Annotated in this window: 22 protein-coding genes and 1 pseudogene; 12 read left to right on the top strand and 11 right to left on the bottom strand. The window is 61.9% G+C overall.

Annotated elements, in window-relative coordinates; translation table 11 throughout:
- Positions 1 to 130: 130 nt before the first annotated feature.
- On the top strand, positions 131 to 1,483 hold the full coding sequence (locus RCAS_RS05265) for an aminotransferase family protein (protein ID WP_012119566.1): 1,353 nt from the start codon (positions 131 to 133) through the stop codon (positions 1,481 to 1,483).
- Between the two features lie 287 nt (positions 1,484 to 1,770).
- On the opposite strand, the gene RCAS_RS05260 is transcribed toward RCAS_RS05265, so the two are convergent.
- The 4 genes from RCAS_RS05260 to RCAS_RS05245 form a co-directional block, all read right to left on the bottom strand.
- Positions 1,771 to 4,434 (bottom strand): hypothetical protein, encoded by a 2,664-nt coding sequence (locus RCAS_RS05260; protein WP_157042560.1) that lies wholly within the window; start codon positions 4,432 to 4,434, stop codon positions 1,771 to 1,773.
- A gap of 141 nt (positions 4,435 to 4,575) precedes the next feature.
- On the bottom strand, positions 4,576 to 6,015 hold the full coding sequence (locus RCAS_RS05255) for a sugar transferase (RefSeq protein WP_232280180.1): 1,440 nt from the start codon (positions 6,013 to 6,015) through the stop codon (positions 4,576 to 4,578).
- 41 nt (positions 6,016 to 6,056) lie between these two features.
- On the bottom strand, positions 6,057 to 7,139 hold the full coding sequence (locus RCAS_RS05250; protein WP_012119563.1) for a glycosyltransferase family 2 protein: 1,083 nt from the start codon (positions 7,137 to 7,139) through the stop codon (positions 6,057 to 6,059).
- Between the two features lie 19 nt (positions 7,140 to 7,158).
- A complete protein-coding gene (locus RCAS_RS05245; protein WP_012119562.1) occupies positions 7,159 to 7,911 on the bottom strand; it encodes a class I SAM-dependent methyltransferase in 753 nt (250 codons plus the stop codon).
- 190 nt (positions 7,912 to 8,101) lie between these two features.
- Here RCAS_RS05245 and RCAS_RS05240 point away from each other — a divergent pair, with 190 nt between their 5' ends.
- Positions 8,102 to 9,487, top strand: a complete 1,386-nt coding sequence (locus RCAS_RS05240) for a hypothetical protein (protein WP_157042559.1) — start codon at positions 8,102 to 8,104, stop codon at positions 9,485 to 9,487.
- 445 nt (positions 9,488 to 9,932) lie between these two features.
- Here the strand turns inward: RCAS_RS05240 and RCAS_RS05235 are convergent, their stop codons facing one another.
- Positions 9,933 to 11,156: an MFS transporter gene (locus tag RCAS_RS05235; protein WP_012119560.1), complete on the bottom strand. Its 1,224-nt coding sequence runs from the start codon at positions 11,154 to 11,156 to the stop codon at positions 9,933 to 9,935.
- Positions 11,157 to 11,900: 744 nt separating this feature from the next.
- On the opposite strand from RCAS_RS05235, the gene RCAS_RS05230 reads away from it, so the two are divergent.
- Entirely contained in the window at positions 11,901 to 12,767 is an 867-nt protein-coding gene (locus RCAS_RS05230; RefSeq protein ID WP_012119559.1) for a hypothetical protein, read from the top strand.
- A 335-nt stretch (positions 12,768 to 13,102) separates the two neighbouring features.
- Positions 13,103 to 15,658 carry a ligase-associated DNA damage response DEXH box helicase gene (locus RCAS_RS05225; protein ID WP_232280179.1) on the top strand — a complete coding sequence of 852 codons (2,556 nt, stop codon included), beginning with the start codon at positions 13,103 to 13,105 and terminating at the stop codon, positions 15,656 to 15,658.
- A gap of 46 nt (positions 15,659 to 15,704) precedes the next feature.
- Here the strand turns inward: RCAS_RS05225 and RCAS_RS05220 are convergent, their stop codons facing one another.
- Positions 15,705 to 15,989, bottom strand: coding sequence for a hypothetical protein (locus tag RCAS_RS05220; protein ID WP_012119557.1), 285 nt, complete (start codon positions 15,987 to 15,989; stop codon positions 15,705 to 15,707).
- A 207-nt stretch (positions 15,990 to 16,196) separates the two neighbouring features.
- Between RCAS_RS05220 and RCAS_RS05215 the strand changes: the two genes are divergently transcribed.
- The 6 genes and pseudogenes from RCAS_RS05215 to tnpC form a co-directional block, all read left to right on the top strand.
- Entirely contained in the window at positions 16,197 to 17,501 is a 1,305-nt protein-coding gene (locus RCAS_RS05215) for a BCD family MFS transporter (protein WP_012119556.1), read from the top strand.
- 31 nt (positions 17,502 to 17,532) lie between these two features.
- Positions 17,533 to 18,012 (top strand): response regulator, encoded by a 480-nt coding sequence (locus RCAS_RS05210; protein WP_232280178.1) that lies wholly within the window; start codon positions 17,533 to 17,535, stop codon positions 18,010 to 18,012.
- A 12-nt stretch (positions 18,013 to 18,024) separates the two neighbouring features.
- Complete coding sequence (locus tag RCAS_RS25865; RefSeq protein ID WP_269634019.1) at positions 18,025 to 18,156, top strand: response regulator transcription factor; 132 nt, start codon at positions 18,025 to 18,027, stop codon at positions 18,154 to 18,156.
- Between the two features lie 469 nt (positions 18,157 to 18,625).
- On the top strand, positions 18,626 to 18,946 hold the full coding sequence (locus tag RCAS_RS05205; protein ID WP_012119555.1) for a nucleotidyltransferase domain-containing protein: 321 nt from the start codon (positions 18,626 to 18,628) through the stop codon (positions 18,944 to 18,946).
- 276 nt (positions 18,947 to 19,222) lie between these two features.
- Complete coding sequence (locus tag RCAS_RS05200) at positions 19,223 to 19,936, top strand: DUF6444 domain-containing protein (protein WP_041330254.1); 714 nt, start codon at positions 19,223 to 19,225, stop codon at positions 19,934 to 19,936.
- 24 nt (positions 19,937 to 19,960) lie between these two features.
- A pseudogene (gene tnpC / locus RCAS_RS05195) lies at positions 19,961 to 20,896 on the top strand (IS66 family transposase); the annotation flags it as partial.
- Between the two features lie 520 nt (positions 20,897 to 21,416).
- On the opposite strand, the gene RCAS_RS05190 reads toward tnpC, so the two are convergent.
- Both RCAS_RS05190 and RCAS_RS05185 read right to left on the bottom strand, forming a co-directional pair.
- Positions 21,417 to 21,647, bottom strand: coding sequence for a CRISPR-associated endonuclease Cas1 (locus RCAS_RS05190; RefSeq protein ID WP_198136005.1), 231 nt, complete (start codon positions 21,645 to 21,647; stop codon positions 21,417 to 21,419).
- Positions 21,648 to 21,866: 219 nt separating this feature from the next.
- Positions 21,867 to 22,208: a hypothetical protein gene (locus tag RCAS_RS05185; RefSeq protein WP_157042557.1), complete on the bottom strand. Its 342-nt coding sequence runs from the start codon at positions 22,206 to 22,208 to the stop codon at positions 21,867 to 21,869.
- Between the two features lie 31 nt (positions 22,209 to 22,239).
- Between RCAS_RS05185 and RCAS_RS05180 the strand changes: the two genes are divergently transcribed.
- Both RCAS_RS05180 and RCAS_RS05175 read left to right on the top strand, forming a co-directional pair.
- Positions 22,240 to 22,545, top strand: a complete 306-nt coding sequence (locus RCAS_RS05180) for a hypothetical protein (protein ID WP_012119553.1) — start codon at positions 22,240 to 22,242, stop codon at positions 22,543 to 22,545.
- A 79-nt stretch (positions 22,546 to 22,624) separates the two neighbouring features.
- Complete coding sequence (locus tag RCAS_RS05175; protein ID WP_157042556.1) at positions 22,625 to 22,852, top strand: hypothetical protein; 228 nt, start codon at positions 22,625 to 22,627, stop codon at positions 22,850 to 22,852.
- Here the strand turns inward: RCAS_RS05175 and RCAS_RS26155 are convergent.
- Genes RCAS_RS26155 through RCAS_RS05165 form a run of 3 tightly spaced genes read right to left on the bottom strand, consistent with a single transcriptional unit; the run spans position 22,837 to position 24,659 of the window.
- Positions 22,837 to 22,968 carry a hypothetical protein gene (locus RCAS_RS26155; RefSeq protein WP_269633773.1) on the bottom strand — a complete coding sequence of 44 codons (132 nt, stop codon included), beginning with the start codon at positions 22,966 to 22,968 and terminating at the stop codon, positions 22,837 to 22,839. The two genes, RCAS_RS05175 and RCAS_RS26155, sit on opposite strands and share 16 nt — an antisense overlap.
- A gap of 45 nt (positions 22,969 to 23,013) precedes the next feature.
- Complete coding sequence (locus RCAS_RS05170) at positions 23,014 to 23,709, bottom strand: hypothetical protein (protein WP_012119551.1); 696 nt, start codon at positions 23,707 to 23,709, stop codon at positions 23,014 to 23,016.
- A 2-nt stretch (positions 23,710 to 23,711) separates the two neighbouring features.
- A complete protein-coding gene (locus RCAS_RS05165) occupies positions 23,712 to 24,659 on the bottom strand; it encodes a DevR family CRISPR-associated autoregulator (RefSeq protein ID WP_012119550.1) in 948 nt (315 codons plus the stop codon).
- Positions 24,660 to 24,688 lie beyond the last annotated feature (29 nt).

The raw sequence follows: 24,688 nt of genomic DNA, 5'->3' as shown, positions 1-24,688 counted from the left end.
TTGGATACGCCTCACTCTCGGCGGAGTCGTTTACGTCAACCGCGAACCATCGCAGCCCTACTGCATGGTAGTACCTGTGGTATCATTACTCTGGATGTTCGCCGCTTCACAGTGCGCACAAGGAGGACCCATGACCGCCATCGATGTCGCTGAACGCATACAGAGCGATCTGGCGCACCTGTTGCATCCGCTGTATCACCCCAGCGGGCATCAGTCGCCGAAAATCTGGGTGAAAGGGTGCGGCGCGATTGTCATCGACATCGAGGGACGCGAGTATATCGATGGACTAAGCGGGTTGTGGAACGTCCACGTCGGGCATGGACGGCGCGAACTGGCGGAAGCGGCGGCGGAACAGATGACGACGCTGGCGTACTGCTCTGCTTATACCGGTTCGTCGAACCTGCCGGCCATCAACCTGGCGGAACGCCTTAGCCAATTGATGTACCCCTCGATCAACACCTTCTTTTTCACCAGCGGCGGCGCTGAGGCGACCGAAACCTCATTCAAGACGGCGCGCTACTACTGGAAACTGCTCGGCAAGCCGGATAAGGTCAAGTTCATCTCGCGCGCGCGCGGCTACCACGGTGTGACAATGGCAGCAATGAGCGCCACCGGTCTGCCGGTCTATTGGCCCATGTTCGAACCGCGTGTGCCGGGCATCATCCACATCGAGTCGCCCTATCCGTACCGCTTCGTCAACCCGACCCCCGACATCAGCGATGGCATTGCCGCAGCCAACCTGCTCGAAGAAGCCATCCTGCGCGAAGGTCCCGACACGGTGGCAGCATTCATCGCCGAACCGGTGCAAGGCGCCGGCGGAGTGATTGTGCCGCAGGACGACTACTTCGGGCGCATCCGCGAGATTTGCGACACCTATGATGTGCTGTTGATTGCGGACGAGGTCATCACCGGGTTTGGACGTACCGGGCGCTGGTTCGCCCTCGAACACTATGGGATCGAACCGGATATTGTGCAGTTCGCCAAGGGCATCACCAGCGGCTATGTGCCGCTGGGCGGCATCGGCGTTTCCGACCGCATTCGCGAAGCCATTCATAGCGCCCCGCCTGACAAGCGCTATATGCATGCCTACACCTACTCCGGGCATCCGACCTGCTGCGCCGTGGCGCTGCGCAACCTCCAGATCATCGAAGAGGAGGGGCTGGTCGAACGGGCGGCTCAGATCGGCGAACGGTTGCTCAACGGTTTGCAAACGCTGTACGCGCTCGATGGAGTGGGTGATGTGCGCGGCAAAGGGATGATGGCGGCTGTCGAGTTGGTGGTAGATAAGGCGACAAAGCAGCCATATCCGGCGGAGGCGAATATGGGTGCGCGCGTCTACCAGGAAATGATGCGGCGCGGATTATTCACTCGCGTGCTTGGTGATATGATCCTGCTGGCGCCACCGCTCGTCTCAACCGAGGAGCAGATCGACCGGATCGTGACGATTATCGGCGAATCGGTGCAGGCGGTGATCAGGGGTTAGGGGTTACGAAAACCGGGAACCGCCTTGCCACACTCCTCATCCCCTCTCGCCGCGCCTCAAGAACCTTGAGGTCAGGCAGAGGCTGGGTCACGAGCGGCAATCACGCTGCCGGCAGCGTTCCACGGTTGAGGCGGGTGCGCGGCAGAGACCTCACGGGTCGGACACGTTCAACGCGCAACGTGGAGCTGCCGCGTATCACCGCCTTCCATCTGCACCCCTCTCACCTCTGGACTCGCTTCATCTTCCACGTTCAACATGCAACGTTCTCACGGACAACGACGCATCACTTACACATACCAGCGCCACCACATCGTCGCATACGCGAGCGCGTTCACCATGAGCATAGCAATGACCAGTGCGGCAGCGCCGGTTGCGCGCCGGTGCATCGGCCACCATGCCAGCCATCCGGCGGCAATCACCAGCGCCAGCGGTGCAATGGCAGGGAACCCGTAGCGCGGGAAGGGTGCCGGCTGTGCAACCAGCGCCGGGAGAATGCGCAGGGCCGCATTTGTCCACAAAAGGAGTCCAACGAATGCAAAGACAGCAACTGCGACGCGCCTCGGCGAGGCGTGGCCCGCATTGGCGACGACAGCACGAGCGAAACCGAGCAGAAGCGCCAGCATCATTATCGGCAACACGTTGCGCCAGACTCGATCCTCCGGTTCCACCTCGCCCCATCCAAAGGTCATCAATGAGCGAAACGTCAGATCTGGCACAACATTGAACAGAACGATTGGTCCAGTACGCTCAAAATCGAGCAGCGAAGTCAGGACTCGTGAAGGAGATCGCCGAACCAGCGGCCATGCCGCACTGTCAATCATCGGGCGAAGATACAACCAGCCGTGTTCCGCCGATCCGTTCCGCACCAGGTTCGTGACAGTCTGTCCATTCCAGTGACCGGCGGTTGCCGCATCGTTGAGTTGCGGTGGCGTATGAGCGGGGTATTTTCCCTGGACGACAACCAGACCGTCAAAGAAGAAGGTGACTGGCGGTTCTCCGTTCATCGGAGTTGGAGCCGGCATCAACACCTGCATCGTGCGCATCACAGGTGGCGCATCGAACGTCCACACAACAAAACGAGGCTGCACATCAACGTCTACGGATGCCATCGTGATCGTTCTTAATTCAGGAGTCAGATCATTGTAGAGAATAATGGGTCCGGCAGCAGTCGTCGCGCGCGACGCCCACACCCACGCGCCAATCGTAACGGGACCGCCAGCGATCACAGGAAGATCAGCGAGCGCGAGGGGCGCAGAGAGGCCGGAGACTTCATATGGCGAGAAGCCAGCGGCAAGACGAAATGCATGCCGTCCGTGCGGTGCATCGGAAAGCGCGACTCGCGCCGCTCCATCCCCTGACACGCCGCCATATCGATACCAGGCGGCAGGATCGCTCCACGCAAGGCTGAACGCCAGCACACCTGTCACCAATGCGGCAAGCAGACCAACCAATCGCCGCCAGCGCCATCTCTGGCGAATGCCCCACGCGATGAACAACACAACCGCCGCAAGCGGCACGGCGATCAGTGTCACATTCTTCATTGCGGCTGCGAGCAACGCTGCGCCGATCATCCAGGCTGCGCGCCGCGCGCTCCACCCAAGCACAAGAATGTGGACAACACTCCACAGGAAGAGCGAAAATGCCATAATCGCGCCGACATCGTTGTTCACTGCGGTCATAATGTCGGCGAACGGCGGAATGAGCGCAGCAACCAGCGGCAACAGCCAGCGCATCGGATGCCCGACGCTGAAGAGTGTGCGCGCTATCCCGCCGAGTATCGCAATGGTTGCAATAAACAGCGCAAGCGACACAACGCGCGCCAGGTAGAGCTGATCGATCACGCTCCAACCATCGGTGAGACGGAGAGGAAGGCTGACCAGCAGATGATACGTGGGCAAATGTGAAAGTGCGCGACCTTCGCCGCCGATCCAGGCAATGGCCGGATTGACCGTTCCCACGGCGGGCCACGAGGGATGGAACGCCAGCAACCAGGCAAACTCGAAGTGCGCCGGCTCATCGTAGTGTTGCCAGGGGGGAACCAGCGCCAGGAACACCATGCCCTGAATGGCGGCAACGACCAGAACCGCAGCGAGTCGCGCCGCGTCCGATGCCAGCGCGTGGCGCAGGAAAACCAGCATTGGTGTCAGGTGCGGCTGCGCGCCAAAAAAGATTGCCGCGCTCACAGCAGTTCCGACCGGAATGAGCCAGAGATCGGGCAACAGCGCAACAGCATCGACCGGGTGCGCAACCGCGACCGCTAGCAAGACGGCGCCGCCAACCACTGCGATCCACGGTGCAGTGCGGGGTTCTGTTCGTGATGTTGCAGCAAAGAGTGCGATCGGGAGCAACAGCAAAATGATAGCACGCACCATGCCGAGCGTGGCGATAGCGCCAATTGGTGGCGTCAACCCATCCGCAGGAAAGATCGCCACACGATTAAGCGCAGCGCCGAGGTCGCGTTTGTCGCTCTCTTTGGCAGGTCGGAAGGTGCGTGTTTCCAGGCGCAGATCCGGGGCGCCAGGGCGCGGCGGCAACAATGCCTGATAGCGCCGCCAGTCTCCTTCGATGATGAACGCATTGCTATGCCAGGAACCCAGGGCAAAGCGGATTTCGGCGGGAGCGGCGCCCGCCGGGCGCGGCGAGGTCATGCGCAGATCGACGATCAGCGGCCGCCGGGTCAAACCGAACAAACGCATGGCAGCGCCGCGCTCCGACCAGCGATACGCTTCGCGCTCATTCGCTTCGGCGGCGCTGAACCGGACCAGATGCCGCTCCGCCGCCGGGTCTGCCGCATCGAAGCGCAATCCGCCCGGCGCGAACACCAGTCCAATCCCGAAGGCAAGGATTGCCAGAACGCCCGCCAGTCCCCACTGCCGCCACCCTACTGCGCCGTGACGCGACTCAGAGCACGAACGTGGAACATCCATCGCCGGTACGGGATACGTCTTCATACAACTCAAGCAAGCCATTCTCGCCGGCACAACGGGATAGGCGGCGCCGACATCTGAACGGTTCAGTTCCCGGAGGTTAATGTCTGGTCCCCCGTCTTTCAGTTCTCGGTTCCCAGTTCCTGGTTCTCGGTGATCCCGCCCCTACTGCCCCTTCATCCGCAGCACCACATGCACCGTTCGCGCCAGAATGAGGAGATCGAACCAGAAGGATTGATGTTTCAAATAGTAGAGGTCATACTGAAGTTTGTTCAGGGTCGCTTCCACGCTATCGCCATACCCATAGTTGATCTGCGCCCATCCAGTCAGACCCGGCTTGACCGCCAGGCGCACCCGATAGAACGGAATGATCTGTTGTAGTCGTTCGACAAACTCCGGTCGTTCGGGGCGTGGACCAACCAGACTCATCTCGCCGCGCAACACATTGAGCGCCTGCGGCAACTCATCGAGGCGCATACGGCGCAACAGGCGCCCAACCCGGGTGACACGGGGGTCGTCCTTCGTCGCCCACTGCGCCTCCCCATCCGGCTCAGCGTCCTGCACCATCGAGCGAAACTTGAGCACGGTAAACGGCTTGCCGCGCCAGCCAACGCGCTGCTGTCGGTGGAACACCGGACCCGGCGAGTCGAGACGAATGGCAAGCGCAACGAACGGCAACAGAATCAGCAGCGCCACCACCAGCACGATACCGCCGGACAGGTCGAGCAGACGCTTCATCACCGCCTCGGCGGTGCGCGTCGGGCGCGAGTGGAGCGGCAATGCGACATACCACTGACTGCCAACATGCTCAACAGCGATTTTTCCTGTCAATCGCTCATAGAGCAGTGGCATCGGCGTGATGGCAACGCCATTTTCGTAGCAATCCATCAACACCTGAAGCACCTCGCCACTCACCTCGCCGCTGGCAATGACAATCTCATCGACACGCCGCTCCCAGACGACGTCGCCAAGACAATCGACACCGCCAAGCACCGGAACACTGCCGATGTGAGCACAACGTGTCTGCGGCGTATCATCAACAAACCCGACGATCTCATAGTACGGGCTGTGCCCCTTGAGAATGACGTGCGACAGGATTGAACCGGCCCGACCCGCTCCCAGGATGAGCAGACGTCGCCGCGCGTGTGGCGCTCCCAGCACCCGAATATACGCCATCCGCCAGATGACCATTAACACAACCAGGGCAACAATGGCGAGCGCCGGAGCAAAGCGCAGCGGCGGCGCGCCAGTTTCGATTGCGGCGAGCATGCCGGTGACCGGTGCGCGCGACAAGACGAAGAACAGGATCAGGTAAGCAAAGAGGAGCGCCAGACCGCCGAGGAGGATCCGACGCATACTGGGACCAACGCGCGCCACGAGGCGCAGATTGTACATGTCTGCCAGCATCATCCAGAGGGTCCAACCAATGCCGATCAGCGCCACCCAACCGATCTGTTCTCGCACCAATCCCATATCCAGTGAGCGGTCCGCCAGACGCGCCCATACCCAGAGCGCCCCGAAGACAGCAATCGCCGTTAGCGCCAGATCGCCGATGCGCAACAACAACCGGCGCTCGGAAATCTCCAATCGCAGATGGAATGGCATCGCGTGTGAACGCGATGCCGTATTGAGTGCAGCCCGTCGATTCATCGCGTCTGTACGACCTGTTCAGAAGATCGGCGCTCTGCCAGCAGCGACCACACGCTCCAGAGAAATCCACTTCCCCAACAAAAGTGCATCGTCGCTATTGCCAGCGGCAATCCGGCGCTGAGAGCCGGATCGCGACGCCCCACTGCGGCATGCGCGCCGGCCGCGCCAAGTGCTCCTCCATACAGCCCAATCAGTGCAGCCAGCATCCGCCGTGCAGCCTTCGCACATGGCGCGCTGATCGCCAGCCCAAGCAAACCGGCAACAAAGAGCGGGGGAACAGCCTGACGCCAGCGCAGCGTCGTCGGATAGTGGGTGAGCATACGCGCCTTCCAAAAACCGTATCGCCAGTACTGCCGCGCCAGAGCGCCCAACGTCGGACGCATATACACCGATCGGATCGCCGGGTCGAGCCAGACGACACCACCATGCCGGCGGATTCGAGCGTTCAATTCATAATCCTGATTGATCGGCAGTCGCTCATTGAATAATCCGATGCGATCGAACAACGCACGACGAAACGCGCCAAACGGAACCGTATCTACCGAACGTGCCGTCTCAGGCGCGCGCCGGTAGTGTGCATCGCCAACCGCAAGCGGATGCGACGCCGCTACCGCGATGGCGCGCGCAATCCAACTATCGTCTCCAGGGCGAATCTCCCATACGCCGCCGACATTATCGCCCAGCCCCTGTTCGAGCGCCTCCACACAGCGCGCCACATAATCGCGCGCAGGAATAGCATGGGCGTCGAGACGAATAAGTATCTCACCGCGCGCAGCAGCAATCGCGCGATTCAATGCCGCCGGCGTGATGCGTTGCGGGTTGGGCACAACCCGAATCGCCAGATCGGGATGGCGCGATTGGAATGCATGAATAAACTCAAGTGTCGCGTCAGTCGAGCCGCCATCAGCGATCACCACTTCCATCGCTGTGCGCGGGTACGATTGGCGATAGATGCCTTCGAGCAACAGACCAATCGTGCGATGTTCGTTGTAGCAGGGCGTTATGATCGAAACGAAAGGAAGCGCCATCGCTGATTGCAACGCAGCAGTATGTGATGTTTCGGTTGCCGATGACGACATAAGGAATGACCAATCCCGGTCAGCGCCGCAGTTCCAGCACCGTTACCCAGGCATAGCGACGCAACGCAGGAACCTGCCGGAAAACCTTTTGATCAACCGCATTCAGCAGGCGTAGCGCACGTTGAAAAAGCGCGCGCCTCTGCAATGGCACAAAAACGAATGCTCCGAGCGCCAGAAGATAGAATTCGCAATGTGAACTGTGCACAAATGGTTCCGCAAAGAAACCCAGATCCCTCAAACGCAACGGTTTTTCGGTTGGTGTTCGGCGCCATGGCGTCAGACGGCGAAACAGGTTGAGCAGTGGATTGTGGTCGAGCGGCTCAAGAAACACGGCTCGACCACCCGGCTTGAGCACCCGCCACACTTCCCGGCGGGTCACGGCCAGATCGGTATGGTGCAGAACAGAATGACCAAACACATAGTCGAACGTCGCGTCGGCAAATCCCAGTGACTCGGCGCTCATCTGCTGAACCGCCACACGATCGCCAACCCCTGCGGTGATCACGCGCTGTTGCGTCACAGTCACCATACCACGCGACAGGTCAATTGCCGCAACGTGCGCTCCAGATTGCGCAAAGCGCACCGTATGAGCGCCTCTGCCACATCCAAGATCAAGAATGACCTTACCCTGTGGGGAGTCGATCAGCGAACAGGCATATGCATCGGCGATGTCGAGCGCGCCCCATGCATAAAAGTCGCGTCGTTCACGGGAAGCGACAAGGTCGTGGTGTGTTCGCTCGATCTGTTGGCGTGTGGTCAGCGCTGCCGACACGATGGTCTCCCTCACTTCTTGTTCAGGCAAAGCGATTATATCACAACGGTCGGTCGTACTATTGAACGGTCGTCACGAATGTGTAACAATCGCCCCGGATGCCGTTTTATTGGATGCGGTATGATGGTTGGTGGTCCGTGCGCGATCATCACGCCCAAGAACGCGCCTGCTGCACCGGAAAATGGGTCATATGCGACTGTTCGTTCTTCTCGTCATCCTGACACCTTTCGCACTCTCATCATCCCCCGTTGTCGAGTCGGAGGAAATGACGTTTGCCGCCTATCTGCCGCTGATCAATGTCCCCGACACACGAGTGCTCTGGGGGTACGATCTGCGGGTATCGCGCGGAGCGCAGGCTGAATCGCTGTTGCCGACGCTCCCTGCAACCTGGGCGCGCGCCGGCGATCTGGTGTGGGGTGCAATCGAAACGCAGCGCGGCGTCTATGACTGGGAAGCGGCAGCCGGGTTAGAAGCCAACATCCGCCGGTTGCGCGCCGCCGGTGTCGAGCCGATTGTCCTGGTGCAGAGCGCCCCCGCATGGGCGCGGCGTTTGCCGGATCGCGCGTGCAGCCCGGTTGCGCCCGAAGCCTATGCAGACCTGGCGCGGTTTGCCGCTGCGGTGGCGGCGCGCTACCGCAGCGGCGATCTTGCCGTGCGGTACTGGCAATTCTGGAATGAGCCGGATTTCACACCCGCAGTCGCCGATACCAAAGGCATCGGGTGTTGGAACACCGGTGTTGCGCCGTGGTATGGCGGCGATGCCTATGGCGCCGCGCTTCGTGTGTTCGCAAACGCGGTGCGCTCGGTCGTCCCTGGGGCGCAGATCATTGGCGGCAATTTTGCCCATTTCTGGCCCGACGACCGGCAGACGCTCGGTTTTCTGCGCGGTATGATTGAAGGGGGCGGTCTGGCATGTGACATGATCGGCTTCTCCGGTTACACACGCTGGGGCAGCGCCGAGCGCATGACCTTGAAAGCGCAGAGTCTGCGCCGGACATTGGCGGCATATGGTCTCGCATGGATGCCGCTCGCCGCCGTGGAGGTCGCCGACGTCTGCCCCGAAGGGCAGCCTTGCCCTCCTGATTTCCATCAGGCGCAGGCAAACTACGCCGCCCGTATTTACGCTCTTGCAATTGCACTGAACCTGCGCGGCATTCTCTGGTATACCTTGCTGGAGCAGGGAGCGGGGTTCCAGCACAGTCACCTGGCGGACGTTGGGAGTAGCGGGGTGACGCCACGACCGGCGTTCTATGCCTATCGCAACGCAGCGTTGCTGCTCCAGGGTGCAGCGTATGCCGGTCCGCCATTGAACGATGTGCGTTTCGATCAGGAAGGCGTACCGCATATGCTCCGCTTTATTGCCCGCGATGGCGCACCATTGTACGTCTTCTGGCGTCCCACTGCGCAGGACGAGGCGGGGTGGGGGCTTGTCACATCTTCTGGGCGGCGGGCGACCTGCATTTCGCATCTCGAACGCCCAACACCCCTTGCCGTCGATTGCTCTGATCAGGACGGGGACGGACTGATCCGATTCACAGTCAGCGATGCACCAATCTACATCCGTCTGGCGCCGTAGATGAGGATGTGCTTTGCGCTCCATCACGACGTCGGGCGCCTGTCGCCCTAAGCGGACTGCGACTTGGCGCGTTCCATCGGCGGCGTCACCATCACGACGTCGGGCGCCTGTCACCCTGAGCAGCGGCGGCGTCATATGGCATCACCGTCGGGATTCTCTGCTCTGCACGGAATGATACCAATGACCTGTGACCATCCGGCATGGTCACCCCGAGCAGCGCGCGGGGTCGTGCGCGACCCGCTCAGATTCCGCGCTGCGTTTACCCTGAGCGAAGCAAAGGGCTCGGAATGACCAGCATGCGGCATCGTCAATCGTCATTGGTAGACGCCCCTCATTGTTTAAGGAGCGGACAGAACACCCGCGCGAACACCGGCACGCCCACCGGGGGACGGACCCACGAGCGCGGCGGCTCCCGCGCGCGGAAGCAATCGTCGGAGGAGCGGGATCAACTGGTCCGTGGCGGTTGCACGGCGCCCAGCAACACGCAGGACGCGATCACCAACCCGGTGGCGGCGCCGAGCACCAGTGCTTCGGAAGCGCCAATGCCCAGGAGCAGCGACCCGAGCAGCGGCGCCAGCATACCGCGCACGCCGATAATCGCTGCTTGCAGCGCCGTGTATTCCATCACGCGACCGCGTTCGGCGAGATCGATGACTCCGGTGGTAATCCCTAATTCAAAACCGCCCTGCATCAATCCCTGACAGATAAACGCCGGCAGGAGCATCCAGGCATTGCCAGCCCACACATACGTGAACGGCACAAAGGCTGCCAGGAGCATGCTCAAGCGCAACACCCACAGCGGTCCATAACGGTCCAGCAGCCGCCCCCACACAAAGAATCCCGCCAACCAGAAGATCGACTGCACCAGATTCAGATAACCAATCGTGGTGTACGAGAGTTGCAGCCGGCTTACCTGTACCAGCGGGTAGAGCGGCAGCGCCATCACTGCTCCAAACCCATAAACGACCAGGACGATCAGATACAGCATAAATCGCCGATCGCGGCGCACGATCGGGAGCAACTCCCGCAGTGTCGGCGGACTCTCCGGTTCCGCAACGCCATCGAGTGGGCGAACCCGTGAGAAAATCAGGCTCGAAACCACGCCAAAGATTGCAGCCAGCGCGAAGAGCGGCTGATGCCCGACCTGATCGAGCGCCCAGCCTGCGACCGGCGTAGCAACCAGCACCACGATGGCGACCCCGATTCGCACGGCAGACATTGCCCGCCCCCGGTAGCGCGGCGGATAAATCTGTTGCATGATGCGCGCATAGGCTGGCGCCGGCAGCGCCTCGGCGATCCAGAACAACGCCGCAAGCGCCAGCAGCCAGGGCGCTCCGGTGAGCAGCGCGCCACACAGGAGCAACCCGCGCCCAAACGACCAGGCGATGATCGAAAAACACAACGGCGACGCGCGTTGGAGGAGCGCTAGACTCAAGGGCGATAGGGTTTGACCGATATAACTGAAGATGACATACAGCGCAAGATCGAAGGGGGTCGCTCCCAAGCGGCGCAGAATGACCGGAAAAAACGTCAGGCTGGCGGCAAAAAAGAGACCATACCAGAATGAGGCGAACAATTCGATGCGAACATTGGCGCGAACGGATTCCGGGTACGAACCGATCACGAACCGTTCGAGGCGCTGCAAGAAAAGGTGAGAAAACGACTGCACAACGGCTCCGACGGGTTTCAAGCAAGCGTTGCTATCGTAGCGTGAATGATCTCTCCCGTCAAACCCGATGCGACACACAAAGAGCAAGCGGGCGGAAACGTTGCTTCCGCCCGCCTGTTTCGGCAACTATACCCCCGATTCTGTTGTTTGCCGCCATCTCTCTCCGCGCACAGCGCGGGCCGCTCCTGGACTGGCGGGTGTTACCCGCCCTCACCGTCGCGGCTGCGATGTGAGCGAACGCGGTGGTGCAAGCGCGGCATGCGCCGCTCCCACACGATAAGCCCGCCCCACACACCTTGCTCCCCATCGTCGGCGCAGTCGCCTGGCCGCCGACATTACTGCCGACGCCGGTGCGCTCTTACCGCACCCTTTCACCCCTTACCTGAGCCTCACAGGAGGCCATCGGCGGGTCTGCTCTCTGTTGCCGTCTTGCGTCGCGCGGGCGTTACCACCCGCGCGCCCCCGCTTATGGTTTCGCGGGGCGACGTTCCGCCTCGCGGCGGGCGGGGAGTCGGGAAGTTCCTCTGGAGGATCGCTCCAGCGGCGGCGCGTTGCCGATAATGCTCTCTACGCATATTGTAGCACATCCGGCAAGCGAATGGACTCTCCGGGATGCTTCGGAAGAGGTTGCCACCCAGAGCGCAACGCAGGGTCGCGCAGAGGATAGAGTGCCACTTTGCCATATATCGCCGAAAGTGTATACTTGTCTCATCTGTCACTTCGGCAAGAACAGAAAGGATAACCTTGAGCACTCGCATCTTTGTGACGCTGACAATCATACTGCTCACTCTGTTGGTTCAGCGCTCGCCCACATCTGTATCATCATCCACGCCGTCATCCAAGCCTCACGTCATCCCCCCCTCTACTCTCTTGCAGGGCGATGCCGCATGCGTCTATCGCCCTTCGGTCCAGCGCTTCTTCTGCGACACCGCGCGCGACGGCGGCGATGCCGAGGTTGTCGTGCAGTTCGGTCTTGCCTCGGATATTCCGCTCCTGGGAGATATTGACGGCGACGGGCGCGATGATCCGTGCGTCTATCGCCCTTCGGTCCAGCGCTTCTTCTGCGACACCGCGCGCGACGGCGGCGATGCCGAGGTTGTCGTGCAGTTCGGTCTTGCCTCGGATATTCCGCTCCTGGGAGATATTGACGGCGACGGGCGCGATGATCCGTGCGTCTATCGCCCTTCGGTCCAGCGCTTCTTCTGCGACACCGCGCGCGACGGCGGCGATGCCGAGGTTGTCGTGCAGTTCGGTCTTGCCTCGGATATTCCGCTCCTGGGAGATATTGACGGCGACGGGCGCGATGATCCGTGCGTCTATCGCCCTTCGGTCCAGCGCTTCTTCTGCGACACCGCGCGCGACGGCGGCGATGCCGAGGTCGCCGTACAGTTCGGTCTTGCCTCGGATATTCCGCTCCTGGGAGATATTGACGGCGACGGGCGCGATGATCCGTGCGTCTATCGCCCTTCGGTCCAGCGCTTCTTCTGCGACACCGCGCGCGACGGCGGCGATGCCGAGGTTGTCGTGCAGTTCGGCGTTTCTGGGGATATTCCGCTGATCGGCTCCCTCGGGCAGCCCTTTGGCGTTGCTCTGCCTCTCGTGGTACGATAGGATCGTGTGATGGACCGCAGCACGCCGGAGCGTTGCATCCAGCGGTGTGGCGCGCTGCGGTTTCTCTGCCGGCGTCCATCCGAAGACCTCTGTGCTGCCATCACTGCGAGGAGAGAATTCAGATCGCAGACCTGCCCGCGCTTGCGTGGAAAGATTGCGTCGCGGCGCATGCCACGAGCGGAGCGTTGGGAAAGGAATGGCGGTTCTCGCCACAACGCCGGAGCATTCAGGAGATATGGTATAACCTTACCGACGTTGGGAAAGCGTAGCAACGCTCGCTACGCCGCCGGACCATTATCCGGCAAGGTTCTCAGTCTGCGCCTTTGCGCCTGTGTGTGCGCAGATTTGAACAGTATTGGCACTCAATCGCCGACATCTATGACCATGCCATGCACCATGCGCTGAGACCAATCGAGGAGTGGTTTGCGCGTCGCGGATGGACGCCTTTTCCCTTTCAACAGGAGGTCTGGCAGGCATACCTGGCGGGCGAAAGCGGTCTGATCCATGCCACAACCGGCGCCGGGAAAACATACGCCGCCTGGCTGGGAGCAGTCGCCGAATGGCTGGCTGACAAGTCATCAACCCGCACAACGCCAGCGTTGCGTGTGCTGTGGATCACGCCACTACGCGCGCTGGTCGCCGATACCGTCGAAGCGCTACGAGCGCCGCTCGATGACCTCGACGTTCCCTGGCAGGTCGAAGCGCGCACCGGCGACACGTCCGCCGCCGTGCGCGCCCGCCAGCGTCTCCGGTTGCCGGCAGCGCTGGTCACCACCCCCGAAAGCCTCTCACTGCTGCTCACCCAACCCGAATGGCGCGATCTGTTCGCCGATCTACGGCTGGTGGTCGTCGATGAATGGCACGAACTTCTCTCGACCAAGCGCGGCGTGCAGGTCGAACTGGCGCTGGCGCGGCTGCGCGGGTTGCACCCCCATCTGCGCGTCTGGGGAGTGTCGGCAACAATGGGAAACCTGGACGCAGCGCTGGATGCATTGATCCCTGTGATCGAGGGGCAACCATCGCGCGCCAGGATTGTGCGCGGTCTGCTTCCGAAGCCGATGGTGATCGAGACTCTGCTTCCCGAAACGATAGAGCGTTTTCCGTGGGCAGGGCATCTGGGGTTGACACTGCTGCCGCAGGTCGTGGCAACGATTGAGCGGGGGAAAACGTCGCTGGTATTCACGAACACGCGATCTCAGGCAGAGATCTGGTACCAGGCGCTACTAGAGGCGCGTCCTGATTGGGCAGGCATGCTGGCGCTCCACCACGGATCGCTGGATCGCAAGGTGCGTGAATGGGTCGAGGAAGCGCTGCGCGCACGTCGCCTGCGGTGCGTAGTCTGCACCTCGAGTCTCGACCTGGGAGTCGATTTCTCGCCCGTGGATCAGGTCATTCAGATCGGCAGCCCCAAAGGAGTGGCGCGCCTGTTGCAGCGCGCCGGTCGCAGCGGACATCGTCCCGGCGCCGTCAGCCGGGTGACGTGCGCACCGGCGAGCGCCCTGGAGTTGATCGAAATCGCGGCAGCCCGCGACGCGATTGCGCAGGAACGGATCGAAGCGCGCCAACCGCTGGAGACGCCGCTTGATGTGCTGGTGCAACATCTGGTCACCTGCGCGCTGGGGGGCGGTTTCACCGCCGACGAACTGCTCGCCGAAGTGCGATCCACTCGCGCCTTTCGCCGTCTGAGCGACGCTGAATGGCAGTGGGCGCTCGACTTTGTGGTGCGGGGTGGCGCATCGTTGCACGCCTACCCGGAGTTTCACCGCGTCGTGAAACGCGACGGTCGCTATGTCGTAGCAAACGCGGAAGTTGCGCGTCGCCATCGGATCAACATCGGCACAATCGTAAGCGAGACGACATTGAAGGTGCAGTACACGCGCGGCGGCGTGCTCGGCGCGGTCGAGGAGTCGTTCGCAGCGCGGTTGAAAACGGGCGATGTCTTCTTCTTCGCCGGGAAGGCGCTCGAATTCGTGCAGTTGCGCGACACAACCGTCTTTGTGCGCAAGGCGGAACGGCGTGAAGGCGTAACGCCGCGCTGGATGGGCGGGCGCATGCCGCTGTCAACCGAACTATCGCGTGCCATTCGCGCCTGGATTGAAGAAGCGCGCAATGGCATCTTGCGCGGCGCCGAGATGGAAGCGGTGCGCCCACTGCTCGAAGTGCAGGCGCGCTGGTCGCTGCTCCCCGACGCCGACGAACTGCTGATCGAACGCGTGCAGACGCGGGAAGGGCATCACCTGTTTGTGTACCCTTTCGAGGGACGGCTGGCGCATGAAGGGATGGCGGCGCTGATCGCATTTCGTTTGAGCCGTCTGCGCCCGATCACCTTTACGATGGCGATGAACGATTATGGCTTCGAGTTGCTGGCGCCAGAACCGGCGCCGCTTGAAGAAGCGCTTGGCGTGGTGTTCGATTCCGCGCGCGGCGCGCAGCGATGGTCGATTGCCGGCGCAGACGCGCCGCTCTTCAGCGTCCAACGGCTGGCGGACGACATTCTCGCCAGCCTGAACGCCACCGAGATGATGAAGCGCCAGTTTCGTGAAATTGCCCGGATTGCCGGGCTGGTGTACGAAGGATACCCTGGCGAAAAGAGCGCGCGCCAGGTGCAGGCGTCGAGCAGCCTGATGTACGATGTATTTGCGCAGTATGATCCAGAAAACCGATTGCTCGAACAGGCGCGGCGCGAGGTGCTGGAGCGCCAGCTAGAGCAGAGCCGCCTTGCGGCAGCGCTGGCGCGCGTCGCCGCAGGGCGGATTGTCGTGGTCGACACACCGCGCCCGACGCCGTTCGCCTTTCCGCTGCTCGTCGACCGTTTGCGCGAAAGTCTCAGTTCCGAAAAACTTGCGGACCGGGTGCGCAAGATGCAACTGGCGCTGGAACGGGAAGCGTAAGGCGCACAGGAAGCGCCGATGCCTTCCACCTGCCCGAATGAGGCGACTACCACATTGATTGCTGCACCATCACCTGGAAAACAAAGATGCCAAAAATGATGAGCGGCGTCAGATGGCGCAGCCAGCGCAACGCAATATCGTTCTGGACAATCTCATCGACGGCGGGAAAATACCGCGCCAGATGAAGGCATCCAAGCACCAGCACAACCGTCGTCATCCAGAAGCTGCCCGTCATCATAAAGGCGAAGCACAACAGCGCCGCCAGACCGATGATCGAAAGGTAGATCGGCAGTTCGTCTGCATCGTTGCCTTGAGAGTCGCGGGGTTTCATAACCTTGCACCTTTGTCTGCATCGGGAGCGAGTCTGCGTCACTCCAGTCCAGTAGCCGAAAAGCGGCCAGGAGAAGATGCCGCCTGTGTCTGTGCTGTTATTCACAGGTATAATAGCATGATGAAGATACGCTCGCCAGGATCAACGCAGTAACAAGTTGATCGCCAAATTGCAATCAACCGTTTCTTGATGTGTTCGGGACATGCCATGCGCTGGACAACCATCTTCCGGCTTGGACTCATCAACGTCGCCGTTGCACTGACGGCCGTTCCCATCGAAAGCACGCTCAACCGGGTCATGATCAGCGAACTGCGGTTGCCTGCCTCGCTCGTGGCGCTGCTGATCGCGTTGCCCTACGCTTTTTCGCCGATCCAGATCTGGATTGGGTCATTCTCAGATCGCCATCCCTTGCTGGGGCTTCGCCGCACACCCTACACGGTCATCGGGCTGCTGCTGTGCGCTGGCGGGTCGGCGCTCTCGCCGACGGCGGCATTTGCCATGGCGGAGAACTTCTGGGCAGGGTTGCCGCTGGGGCTGCTGGCATTCGGCGCGTGGGGCATGGGGTTCAACTTTGCGACGGTATCGTACCTGTCGTTGGCGACGGATCTCTCTGGCGAAGAGCACCGCGCCCGCACCGTCGGCGTCATGTGGTTTATGCTGATTGTGAGTGTCATCATTGCCGGAGTAAGCCTTTCGCGGATGCTGCGCGACTACACGCCGGCGGCGCTGTTCACGGCGTTCTACGGAGTGTGCGCTGTTGCGTTGCTGATTGGCATCGCCGCACTCTGGGGGCTTGAAGCGCGCGACGACGAAGCGGCGCCCGCTGAGCGGCGCAGTTTTGCGCAGATGATCGCCACGGTCGCCGGAACGCCGCAGGCACGCCTATTTTTTATCTATCTGGTACTACTGCTGATTGCCATCCTGGGGCAGGACGTGCTGCTCGAACCATTCGCCGCCGACGTGTTCGGCGTACCGGTTGAAGTCACAACGCGCTACACCTCGATCTGGGGCGCAGCGCTACTGGTTGGACTGCTGGCGACGAGTCCGCTGGCGCGACGGCGCGGAAAACCATTCGCCGCCGCAATCGGCGGAACGCTGGTTGCGATCGGGTTAGTGTTGATCGCGCTGACCGGCATCCTGGGCATGCCGGAGATCTTCACGCCGAGTCTGATCCTCTTCGGATTTGGCAGCGGCGTTTCGACCGCCGCGAACCTGGCGCTCATGCTCGATATGACCATTCCGGGGCAGATCGGCGCTTTTGTCGGCGCGTGGGGCGTCGCCAATTCGATGGCGCGTCTGCTGGGAACCGTGTTGAGCGGCGTCACCCGTGACATTTTGACCGACCTGTTCAATGATCGCATGCCCGGATACGTTATCGTCTTCCTGCTTCAGGCTGCTGCGATGGCGGCGTCGCTGGCGCTGCTGCCGCGGATCAGCACCGCGCGCTTCCGCCACGAAATGGCGCCGTCGGCGCGTGAACTCGCGGCGCTTGCCGGCGAGGCGCAGGGGTAAGATCGAACCTGCCGTCACCCACGGGGAGTGTATGCGTCCCATTCGCATCGCGCCGGCCGATAATCAGAGCGTTGCCCGACACGAGTTGGGCGCCTATCTCGCCACCCAACCCGGCATCACCATCATTGGCGAAGCGGCCAGCGGCGAGGAAGCGTTGCACCACGCATCGGACTGGCAGGCGGATGTAATCGTGATGGACATACTGGCGCCAGGCGGAATCGACGGAATTGAAACGACCCGCCGGTTGAAACGTCTCTTGCCGCAGACACAGATCGTCATTCTGAGCGGATACGCCGACGACGCGTGGATCATTGGCACACTACGCGCCGGCGCGATCATGCATGTCGAAAAGAACAGCCAGCCGGAACAATTGCTCGAAGCGGTGCGCAGCGCAAAGCCGTGTTCGAGCCATCGCTTATGCAACGGGTCGTTCAGGCGCAGACGATGCGGCATGGCGACGCGCTCACCGAACGCAAGGGGGACGTGCCGCGCCTGCTGGCGGAGGGGCTGACCAACGCCAGAAATCACAGCGCGCCTGTCGGTGAGCGAAGAGACCGTCAAAACGCATGTCGCCAGCATCCTGCGCAAACTCGGACTGGCGCACCGCACCCAGGCAGCGATCTACGCCCTGCGCTATGGGTGGGTCGGGAGGTGATGCAATCTTCCCACCTTCAACCTCCAACCTTCCACCTTCCCCCCTTCAACGTGCAACGACTGGACAATCATCTCTAAATAGAGCAGTTTTGACACTAAACCCGCCCTTCACTCTGACCTTCTCGACGCCATCCGCGGCGCGCTGAGCCGGTCGAAGCGCCCCGCCCCCGTTGCAACCCTCCCCTACCCGAAGGACGGCGACCCGGTAATGTCGCCGTCGTTGTTCATCAGCGGCGCCGGTGAACTCCACGACATCACAGACGCCTGAAAGACCGAGGATGTACGAAGCGATGCTCCGCTACTGCATCCCGACACGAATCAGCGCCCCCTGCCTGCGGCAGCACAGGAAGTGCTGAATGCCCGACAACGGCAGGAGTTCGTTGGGTTGTATTCACGAATCATAGTGACGCTCCGGGCGATGTGCTACAATCAAGGTCAGACGACGATAACCGCTCTATCCTCGCCGGAAGATGAAACCTGTCGATCACATACCGGAAATCGTTCGAAGGATTGTTCAGGTCAGCAATCCTGTCAAAATCGTTCTGTTCGGTTCGCATGCACGGAACGCCGCCGGTCCTGACAGCGACCTGGATTTGCTTGTCGTTCTCGCGCATTCCGACCATCCGCGACAGGATAGCTGGCGAATACGACGTGCTCTACGCCGTTTGCTGGTCTCTGTCGATATTGTGGTCGCCACCACCGAGCAGGTGCAACGACTTGCTCAAACGCCGGGATTGATCTATCGTACTGCGCTGCAAGAAGGGACGGTGCTGTACGAACGCACCGGGTAATGTCGTGCAGGCATGGCTGCGCCGCGCGCGCTCCGACCTGGAATTGGACAGGATTGCTCTCGAGGCGCGCAGCGTTTTACCCGAAGACGCCTGTTTCCACTGCGCACCGCGACAATCATAGCGTTGTGTTTGCACCTTTCCTCCACTCCACGCCTTCCGGGGGGAAGGCGACCGTCATCCATCGCTCCTATCACGACTTTTCCGCAGTTTCAATCCACGCCTTCCGGGGGGAAGGCGACGGGTGCCTCATCAGGCTAGATTTTACATTTTCATCCTGTGCTGTCAAACTATGCAGCATGGGCATGCTATGAAACCGTTGTGCCGGAAGAAGTCCATCGCCGAGCGGCGCGCTGTGAATGGCCCGCCACGCCAACGCACGGCAGTTGGTGCAAGATTGCGAAGTGCAAACGGTCGGTGCTGGCAGCGCAGTGCCTGGATCAGTGCATTTCAGATCAGGACACCCTAATCCGCGCAGTCACGACCCGGAAAGCGCAGCGCGTAACCGTTCAGGGGTTCATCCCGCCACTTGACGACATCCCCCGTTTCCGGGATACTGGTGCGATGGACGACCCACTGCCGCCACCAGATGGCATTCCTCCCGACGTGTGGAACACGTGGTCGCTCGCGGCTCGTGTGCTGATCACGACGCTGGTCCAGCAGGTCGCTGCGCTCACCACGCGCGTGCAGGACCTCGAACAGCGTCTCGCCCAGACCAGCCAGAACTCGTCCAAACCGCACTCCTCCGATCCGCCCAGCGCCCCACTTCGCCCGGCGAAAACGCCGCGTGGGCGGCCGCGTGGCGGTCAGCCCGATCATCCCGGCGCCACCCGCGAACGGCGCGAGACCGACACCATCGTGCCACTCCGTCCCACCGCCTGCCCGCAGTGTGCGACGACCCTCGCCCCAACCCTGCCGGATGCGACCCCACCGCAGACGACCCAGGGGTGGGAATTGCCACCGATCATCCTGATCGTGACCGACTACGTGTAGCACACGGTCTGCCGCCCAAACTGCGCCGCCCGCATGATGGACGCCTTACCGCCGGAGGCCCGCATCGGCTACGGCCCGCGTGTGACCGCGTTGGTCGGCCATCTGCACGGAACGTACCACCTCAGCGATCGGGCGATTGGCGATCTGCTGGCGAATGTGGCCGATCTCCCCATCGGCCTCGGCAGCGTGGTGACCAGCACACAGCGGGTGAGTCAGGCGCTGTCTCCGCTCGATGCCGCCATCCACACCGCCGTCCACACGGCGGCGGTCGTGCATATCGATGAGACCAGTTGGCGCGAAGCCGGTCAGCGTCGCTGGCTTTGGGCGCCCACCACCGACCAGGGCGCCAGCGTTCGCATCACCACCAGTCGCGGACGCGTCGGGCTGGATGCGCTCCTGCCCGCCACGTTTGACGGGATCGTCGAATCCGACCGCTGGAACGCCTACAACCGCTATCCCGCTGCACACCGCCAGATCTGCTGGGCACATCTGACGCGCAATATCCGAGCGCGGGCGGAGGGCGGCATGCGCGACAGCCCATGGGCGCGCGACCGCTTAGACCATGTTGAATCCATGTTCACCGCCTTGCACGCCTTCCGCGACGGCGCCACCACGCGGGCCGGGTTGCAAACGGACATGCAACCGATCCAACAAGCCATCCACACGACCGTGGAAGACGGACGGACCCGAACGTGGTACAAAGTCACGGCCTTGAGCCAGGAGTTGCTGACCTGGTGGGATGTGCTCTGGACGTTTGTCACCCATCCGGGGGTCGAGCCGACCAACAACGCCGCCGAAAGGGTGCTGCGTCCCGCCGTGATCTGGCGCACGCAGTGTTTCGGCGCCCAGAGTGCAGACGGCAGTTGCTTCGTGGAGTGGATTTTCTCCGTCTTGACGACGTGCCGCCAACAGGGACGCAACGTGTGGAATCGGCTGACCGATGCGGTGCGGGCGCCATGACGGATCAACCGGCACCAACCCTGCCGCTTACCCCCTGAACGGTTACCGCAGTGCAATAACGTCGGCACCAGGGTGATTTGGCAGTGCACGACCGCCGATGCCCGAATCGAGATCAGACGACTGTATCCGTTTGTAAAAGAACAGAATCTAACTTAACGAGGCAATAGTCGTAGTTCAGCGCGCTGTTGAATGGATCGCAGGCACGGCGCGCGTGGCAGACTTCCCATCCCAACTCAGGCGGCAAGAGTAGATTGTGCCGACCCAGTATTTCTGCACAGCACGTCCTTCGATAGAAAGTAGGGCGTGGCGATAGCAATCCAACGGATAGGGGCCGCCGCCCGTGGGTGGGGAAGCCGCATCCTGCATTGGGGGAGGCGCCGCGTCGCGCACACGGGAGAGCAGGTCTTCCAACTCGGCGGTAAGATCAAGCACCTTGTGGGACAACAGGCGCAGATCGGCAGACAGTTAGGGAGCGCTGACCTCCCGACTGCTGGTGTGGTAGCGCAACAGGGTGGACTGGTTACCGATTCTTGGATAGCACGATGGTCGCGGCCAGGGTCAGGGCACGCTGATCGGTGTAGGCCTGCAATTGCGCGCGGTGGATGAGCACGAAGCCGGTGAGTCTGGTAGTGTAGAGCGCGGCGCCGGACCGCGCGCCCCCGCCGGAGACAATAGGTAGGGCAGTGCCGCCTTCGGCGCAGGCCAGGATAGCATCAGTGGAGATGCTCACCCCGCGCGATTTCACGATCACCTGAGGCAGACCAGGAGCGGCACCTCAGATTTGACCTCGCCCTTCAGCGTTATACGCAAGCGTTCGCTCTGTTTGCCGACAAAAGCGCCAGAATCCTCGATAATCGGCGTTTGCAAGGGAGCAATGGTGGTGAGTGGAAACGACATGCTGCGGGATGCAGGAATGCTAAGCGATGCATAGCGCGACGTCAGGGCTGTGCGGTGCGCTATAGGGTGAATGCTAAACAGGACATTGCCCTTGATAGTGTGGTTGCCGGCATGGCATAGCTCGCCCCAGTGCAGGAACGAGAAGAAAGGTGTGAAGTCCGACGAATTCGGCATTGCCCATAAAGTCGCTCAGGTTGGCGGCGGCGCAGGTGCATGCGCTGTGGCCGCGCACGACAGCCCAGCGGGTATCGTCGGCCGCCAGCGCTATGGCGTGGGTCAGGCGGAGCAGGGCATCGCGGGCCGCGCGGTCGGTCGGCAGACAGAGCAGTGAGCCGGGACTGTAATGTGTGCTCAGTTGTGTCAGGCGCTCGATCAGCTGATGGATGAAGGCGCTGAAATTCGGTCGGAGGAGCACCTGTCCGTGCATGCGCGCGAAGGGTAGGCGTGTGAAAGTGGATGCGCAGGCCCGCCCCTCCCGCCTGCGCATCCGGGGCAACCTGGCGCATCACGGCATCGTGGGGAACGCCGATCTGGGGCACAAGCACACAACGATCGCCGGGGACAAGGCATTCTTGTATGAAACGGATGAGCGGGTTGTGGGCAAAAGCACGCCGCAGGCGGAAGCGCCCGTGCGCCTGGCGCGCATCATCGGCGCGCGGCAGGAAACGCCCAATGCCATGGGCCTCGGTCCGCTTGAGCGCCAGCACTGGGATGGGAAAGGTTTCGATCGCGTTGCCAAGCACGGAAGGTGAAACGCTCGCCAGGGGTAAGCCGATGATCTTGGCCTTTGGAGAGTTGGGGCGGGCGAACGACGTAGGGACGAGGCACATCATGACCGCTCGGCTTGTCTTCGTTCAGGGTGGCCAGCAGGCGACGAATGGCGGGTCGGAGACGAAGCGCCGCAGGTCGGGCGCGCGCGTCGCCACCGGTCAGTTCCACCACTGCACGGTAGAGCATGCCACCCAGAGCGCTACCGTTGTCATTGTGGGCATATTCGGAAACGAAGCGCAGGTCAGGCGCGTGTGCATTGCCGCCAGCAAGATCTACACAGCACGGTAGAGCATGCCACCCAGGGCGCTGCCGTTGTGGGCATAAAGGTAAATCGGTTCCACCGCCTCCAGATCGAAGAAGAGCGGGGAGGCGGTGAAGGACGAGGGCGCGCCGGGTGTGGTCATAGTGGGTATCTTCCCTACATCGGTTGTGCGTTGGGGGGACAATGCTCAGGCATCGTCCAGAGCCTTGTAGAGGGTGAACGATCGCGCACTGCGCTCCAACCGATAAGGAAGCACCACGCACAACCGAGAGCGGTCGGTCTTTTTGAGCGTTTTGTCATTGTAGATGTTAACCTGATCGAATTGCAAATTGGGGCCATAGTCGTCTAATAGCTGGAGCGTGCCATCCACAGGGAAGGACGTGCTGTTGCCGCTGAGCGGGACGAACCCCGAGGGTAGCTCCGGCTGTAGGGTGGGCTGCTCAAGCAGTTGCATGAAGCTGCCGCGCTTGCCGAAGTAGTTGACCTGCATGAGCCAGGGCGTGATGGCTTGCAGTGTGGCCTCGTCGCCGCCGAAAGCCAGACTCAGCACGCCGGCCAGATGCACATACTCGCGAAAAGTGATGGTCTGCTGCATCGCGCGGCCACGCGCCGCCGCCTTGCGCTCCGGCTTGAGGATCTTGACCAGCGCGCCGGTCACCGCCGCATGGGCCGGCGGCCGGATCGCCAATCGCAGCGACTTGATCGTATTGAAGGCCTGTGGCCCAATCCCGACGCCTGCGGTGCGGATGGCGGCGTCGAGCAGCGCCGTGCGAATGGCGAAGGGCGTGGGCACCAGCAGGCTCTTGCCGCCGGTCGAGGTGGCGTCGCTGTGCTTAAGTGAAAACAGGCTGGTGGGCTGATAGCGGGCGATGAGCCACAGCATGGTCAGCCTCCTTGGGCGAACAACTGGTACGGCTTCGTCTCCTGGATGATCTTCTGCATGACGGCGGCGAACTCGGCCGTGTTGGCGAAGGTATGCACCTCAAGCTTGCCGTCGCCGTCCAGCGCCCTTGCCACCGCCTGCACCTGCTCCTTGTAGTCATCGGCCAGCGGGCTGATGGTGGGAGCCGGCAACACGCCGTAGCTGGCCGTCACCACCCCCTCGAAGTTGAGGATGTGGGGGTTCTGGGTATTGCGCATGGCGCCGGCCGGCTCCACGTAGGTGTATAGCACGCTGCGCAGGAAGGTCTGATGGCGCCGTAGCCGTTCGTCGTCTGCGATGGCGTAGGTCTGGCTGACATCGTTGAAGCCGATGCGCGCCAGCTCGAAGTTGGCCACCGATGCATAGACGCCCGACGACGCCGGCCGGTGAAAGATCGGTTGGCTCACGTCCTCGCCGCCGCGCTCCTGGGCATAGCGCACGTGGAAGTACGACTCGGTGCGCACCTTGTCGGGCAGGCCCACCACCCAACTGAACTCGGCCACCGATTTGCGCGGGATCGAGCGGGCGCCGCGGGCGATGAGGGTGCCCTCGGTATCCTCCAGGGCACATTTCTTCAGCAAATTGGTGATGGCCGCCGAGTCGGTGTCCGGCAAGTCCTTCAGAAACTCCGCATCTCCCAGGATGCGATCAGCGCGGAAGGTCTCGCACCCCTTGCACAGCGGCATCTTGTTCTCCCGCGCCAGCAAGTAGAAGTGTTCGGCCTGGATGTGCTTGAACATATCGCCGCTGATGGCGTTGACCTTGTGCACGTTGCCGGCGGTGTCCACCACGGCCACGGTGCGGGTCATGGTCTGGTTGCCCTCGCCGCCCTCGTTGTTCAAGGAGTGCAGTTCCAGGGTCAGGCGACCGCAGATGGAGAGGCTGTAGATCGGTTTCAAGTTGTCGGACATGGGTTCATCTCCTTTTTTAGGCGTGAAAG

The organism is Roseiflexus castenholzii DSM 13941 (assembly GCF_000017805.1).
Taxonomy (GTDB): Bacteria; Chloroflexota; Chloroflexia; order Chloroflexales; family Roseiflexaceae; genus Roseiflexus; species Roseiflexus castenholzii.
The sequence above is the reverse complement of the archived record's forward strand: the minus strand, read 5'-3'. Positions and strand labels throughout refer to the sequence as shown.

Coding starts and splice junctions, on each gene's coding strand:
- RCAS_RS05265 (WP_012119566.1), top strand. CDS start 131: ATGACCGCCATCGATGTCGCTGAACGCATACAGAGCGATCTGGCGCAC.
- RCAS_RS05260 (WP_157042560.1), bottom strand. CDS start 4,434: ATGAAGACGTATCCCGTACCGGCGATGGATGTTCCACGTTCGTGCTCT.
- RCAS_RS05255 (WP_232280180.1), bottom strand. CDS start 6,015: ATGCCATTCCATCTGCGATTGGAGATTTCCGAGCGCCGGTTGTTGTTG.
- RCAS_RS05250 (WP_012119563.1), bottom strand. CDS start 7,139: ATGTCGTCATCGGCAACCGAAACATCACATACTGCTGCGTTGCAATCA.
- RCAS_RS05240 (WP_157042559.1), top strand. CDS start 8,102: ATGCGACTGTTCGTTCTTCTCGTCATCCTGACACCTTTCGCACTCTCA.
- RCAS_RS05220 (WP_012119557.1), bottom strand. CDS start 15,989: ATGAAACCCCGCGACTCTCAAGGCAACGATGCAGACGAACTGCCGATC.
- RCAS_RS05215 (WP_012119556.1), top strand. CDS start 16,197: ATGCGCTGGACAACCATCTTCCGGCTTGGACTCATCAACGTCGCCGTT.
- RCAS_RS05210 (WP_232280178.1), top strand. CDS start 17,533: ATGCGTCCCATTCGCATCGCGCCGGCCGATAATCAGAGCGTTGCCCGA.
- RCAS_RS05205 (WP_012119555.1), top strand. CDS start 18,626: ATGAAACCTGTCGATCACATACCGGAAATCGTTCGAAGGATTGTTCAG.
- RCAS_RS05175 (WP_157042556.1), top strand. CDS start 22,625: ATGACCGCTCGGCTTGTCTTCGTTCAGGGTGGCCAGCAGGCGACGAAT.
- RCAS_RS26155 (WP_269633773.1), bottom strand. CDS start 22,968: ATGACCACACCCGGCGCGCCCTCGTCCTTCACCGCCTCCCCGCTCTTC.
- RCAS_RS05170 (WP_012119551.1), bottom strand. CDS start 23,709: ATGCTGTGGCTCATCGCCCGCTATCAGCCCACCAGCCTGTTTTCACTT.
- RCAS_RS05165 (WP_012119550.1), bottom strand. CDS start 24,659: ATGTCCGACAACTTGAAACCGATCTACAGCCTCTCCATCTGCGGTCGC.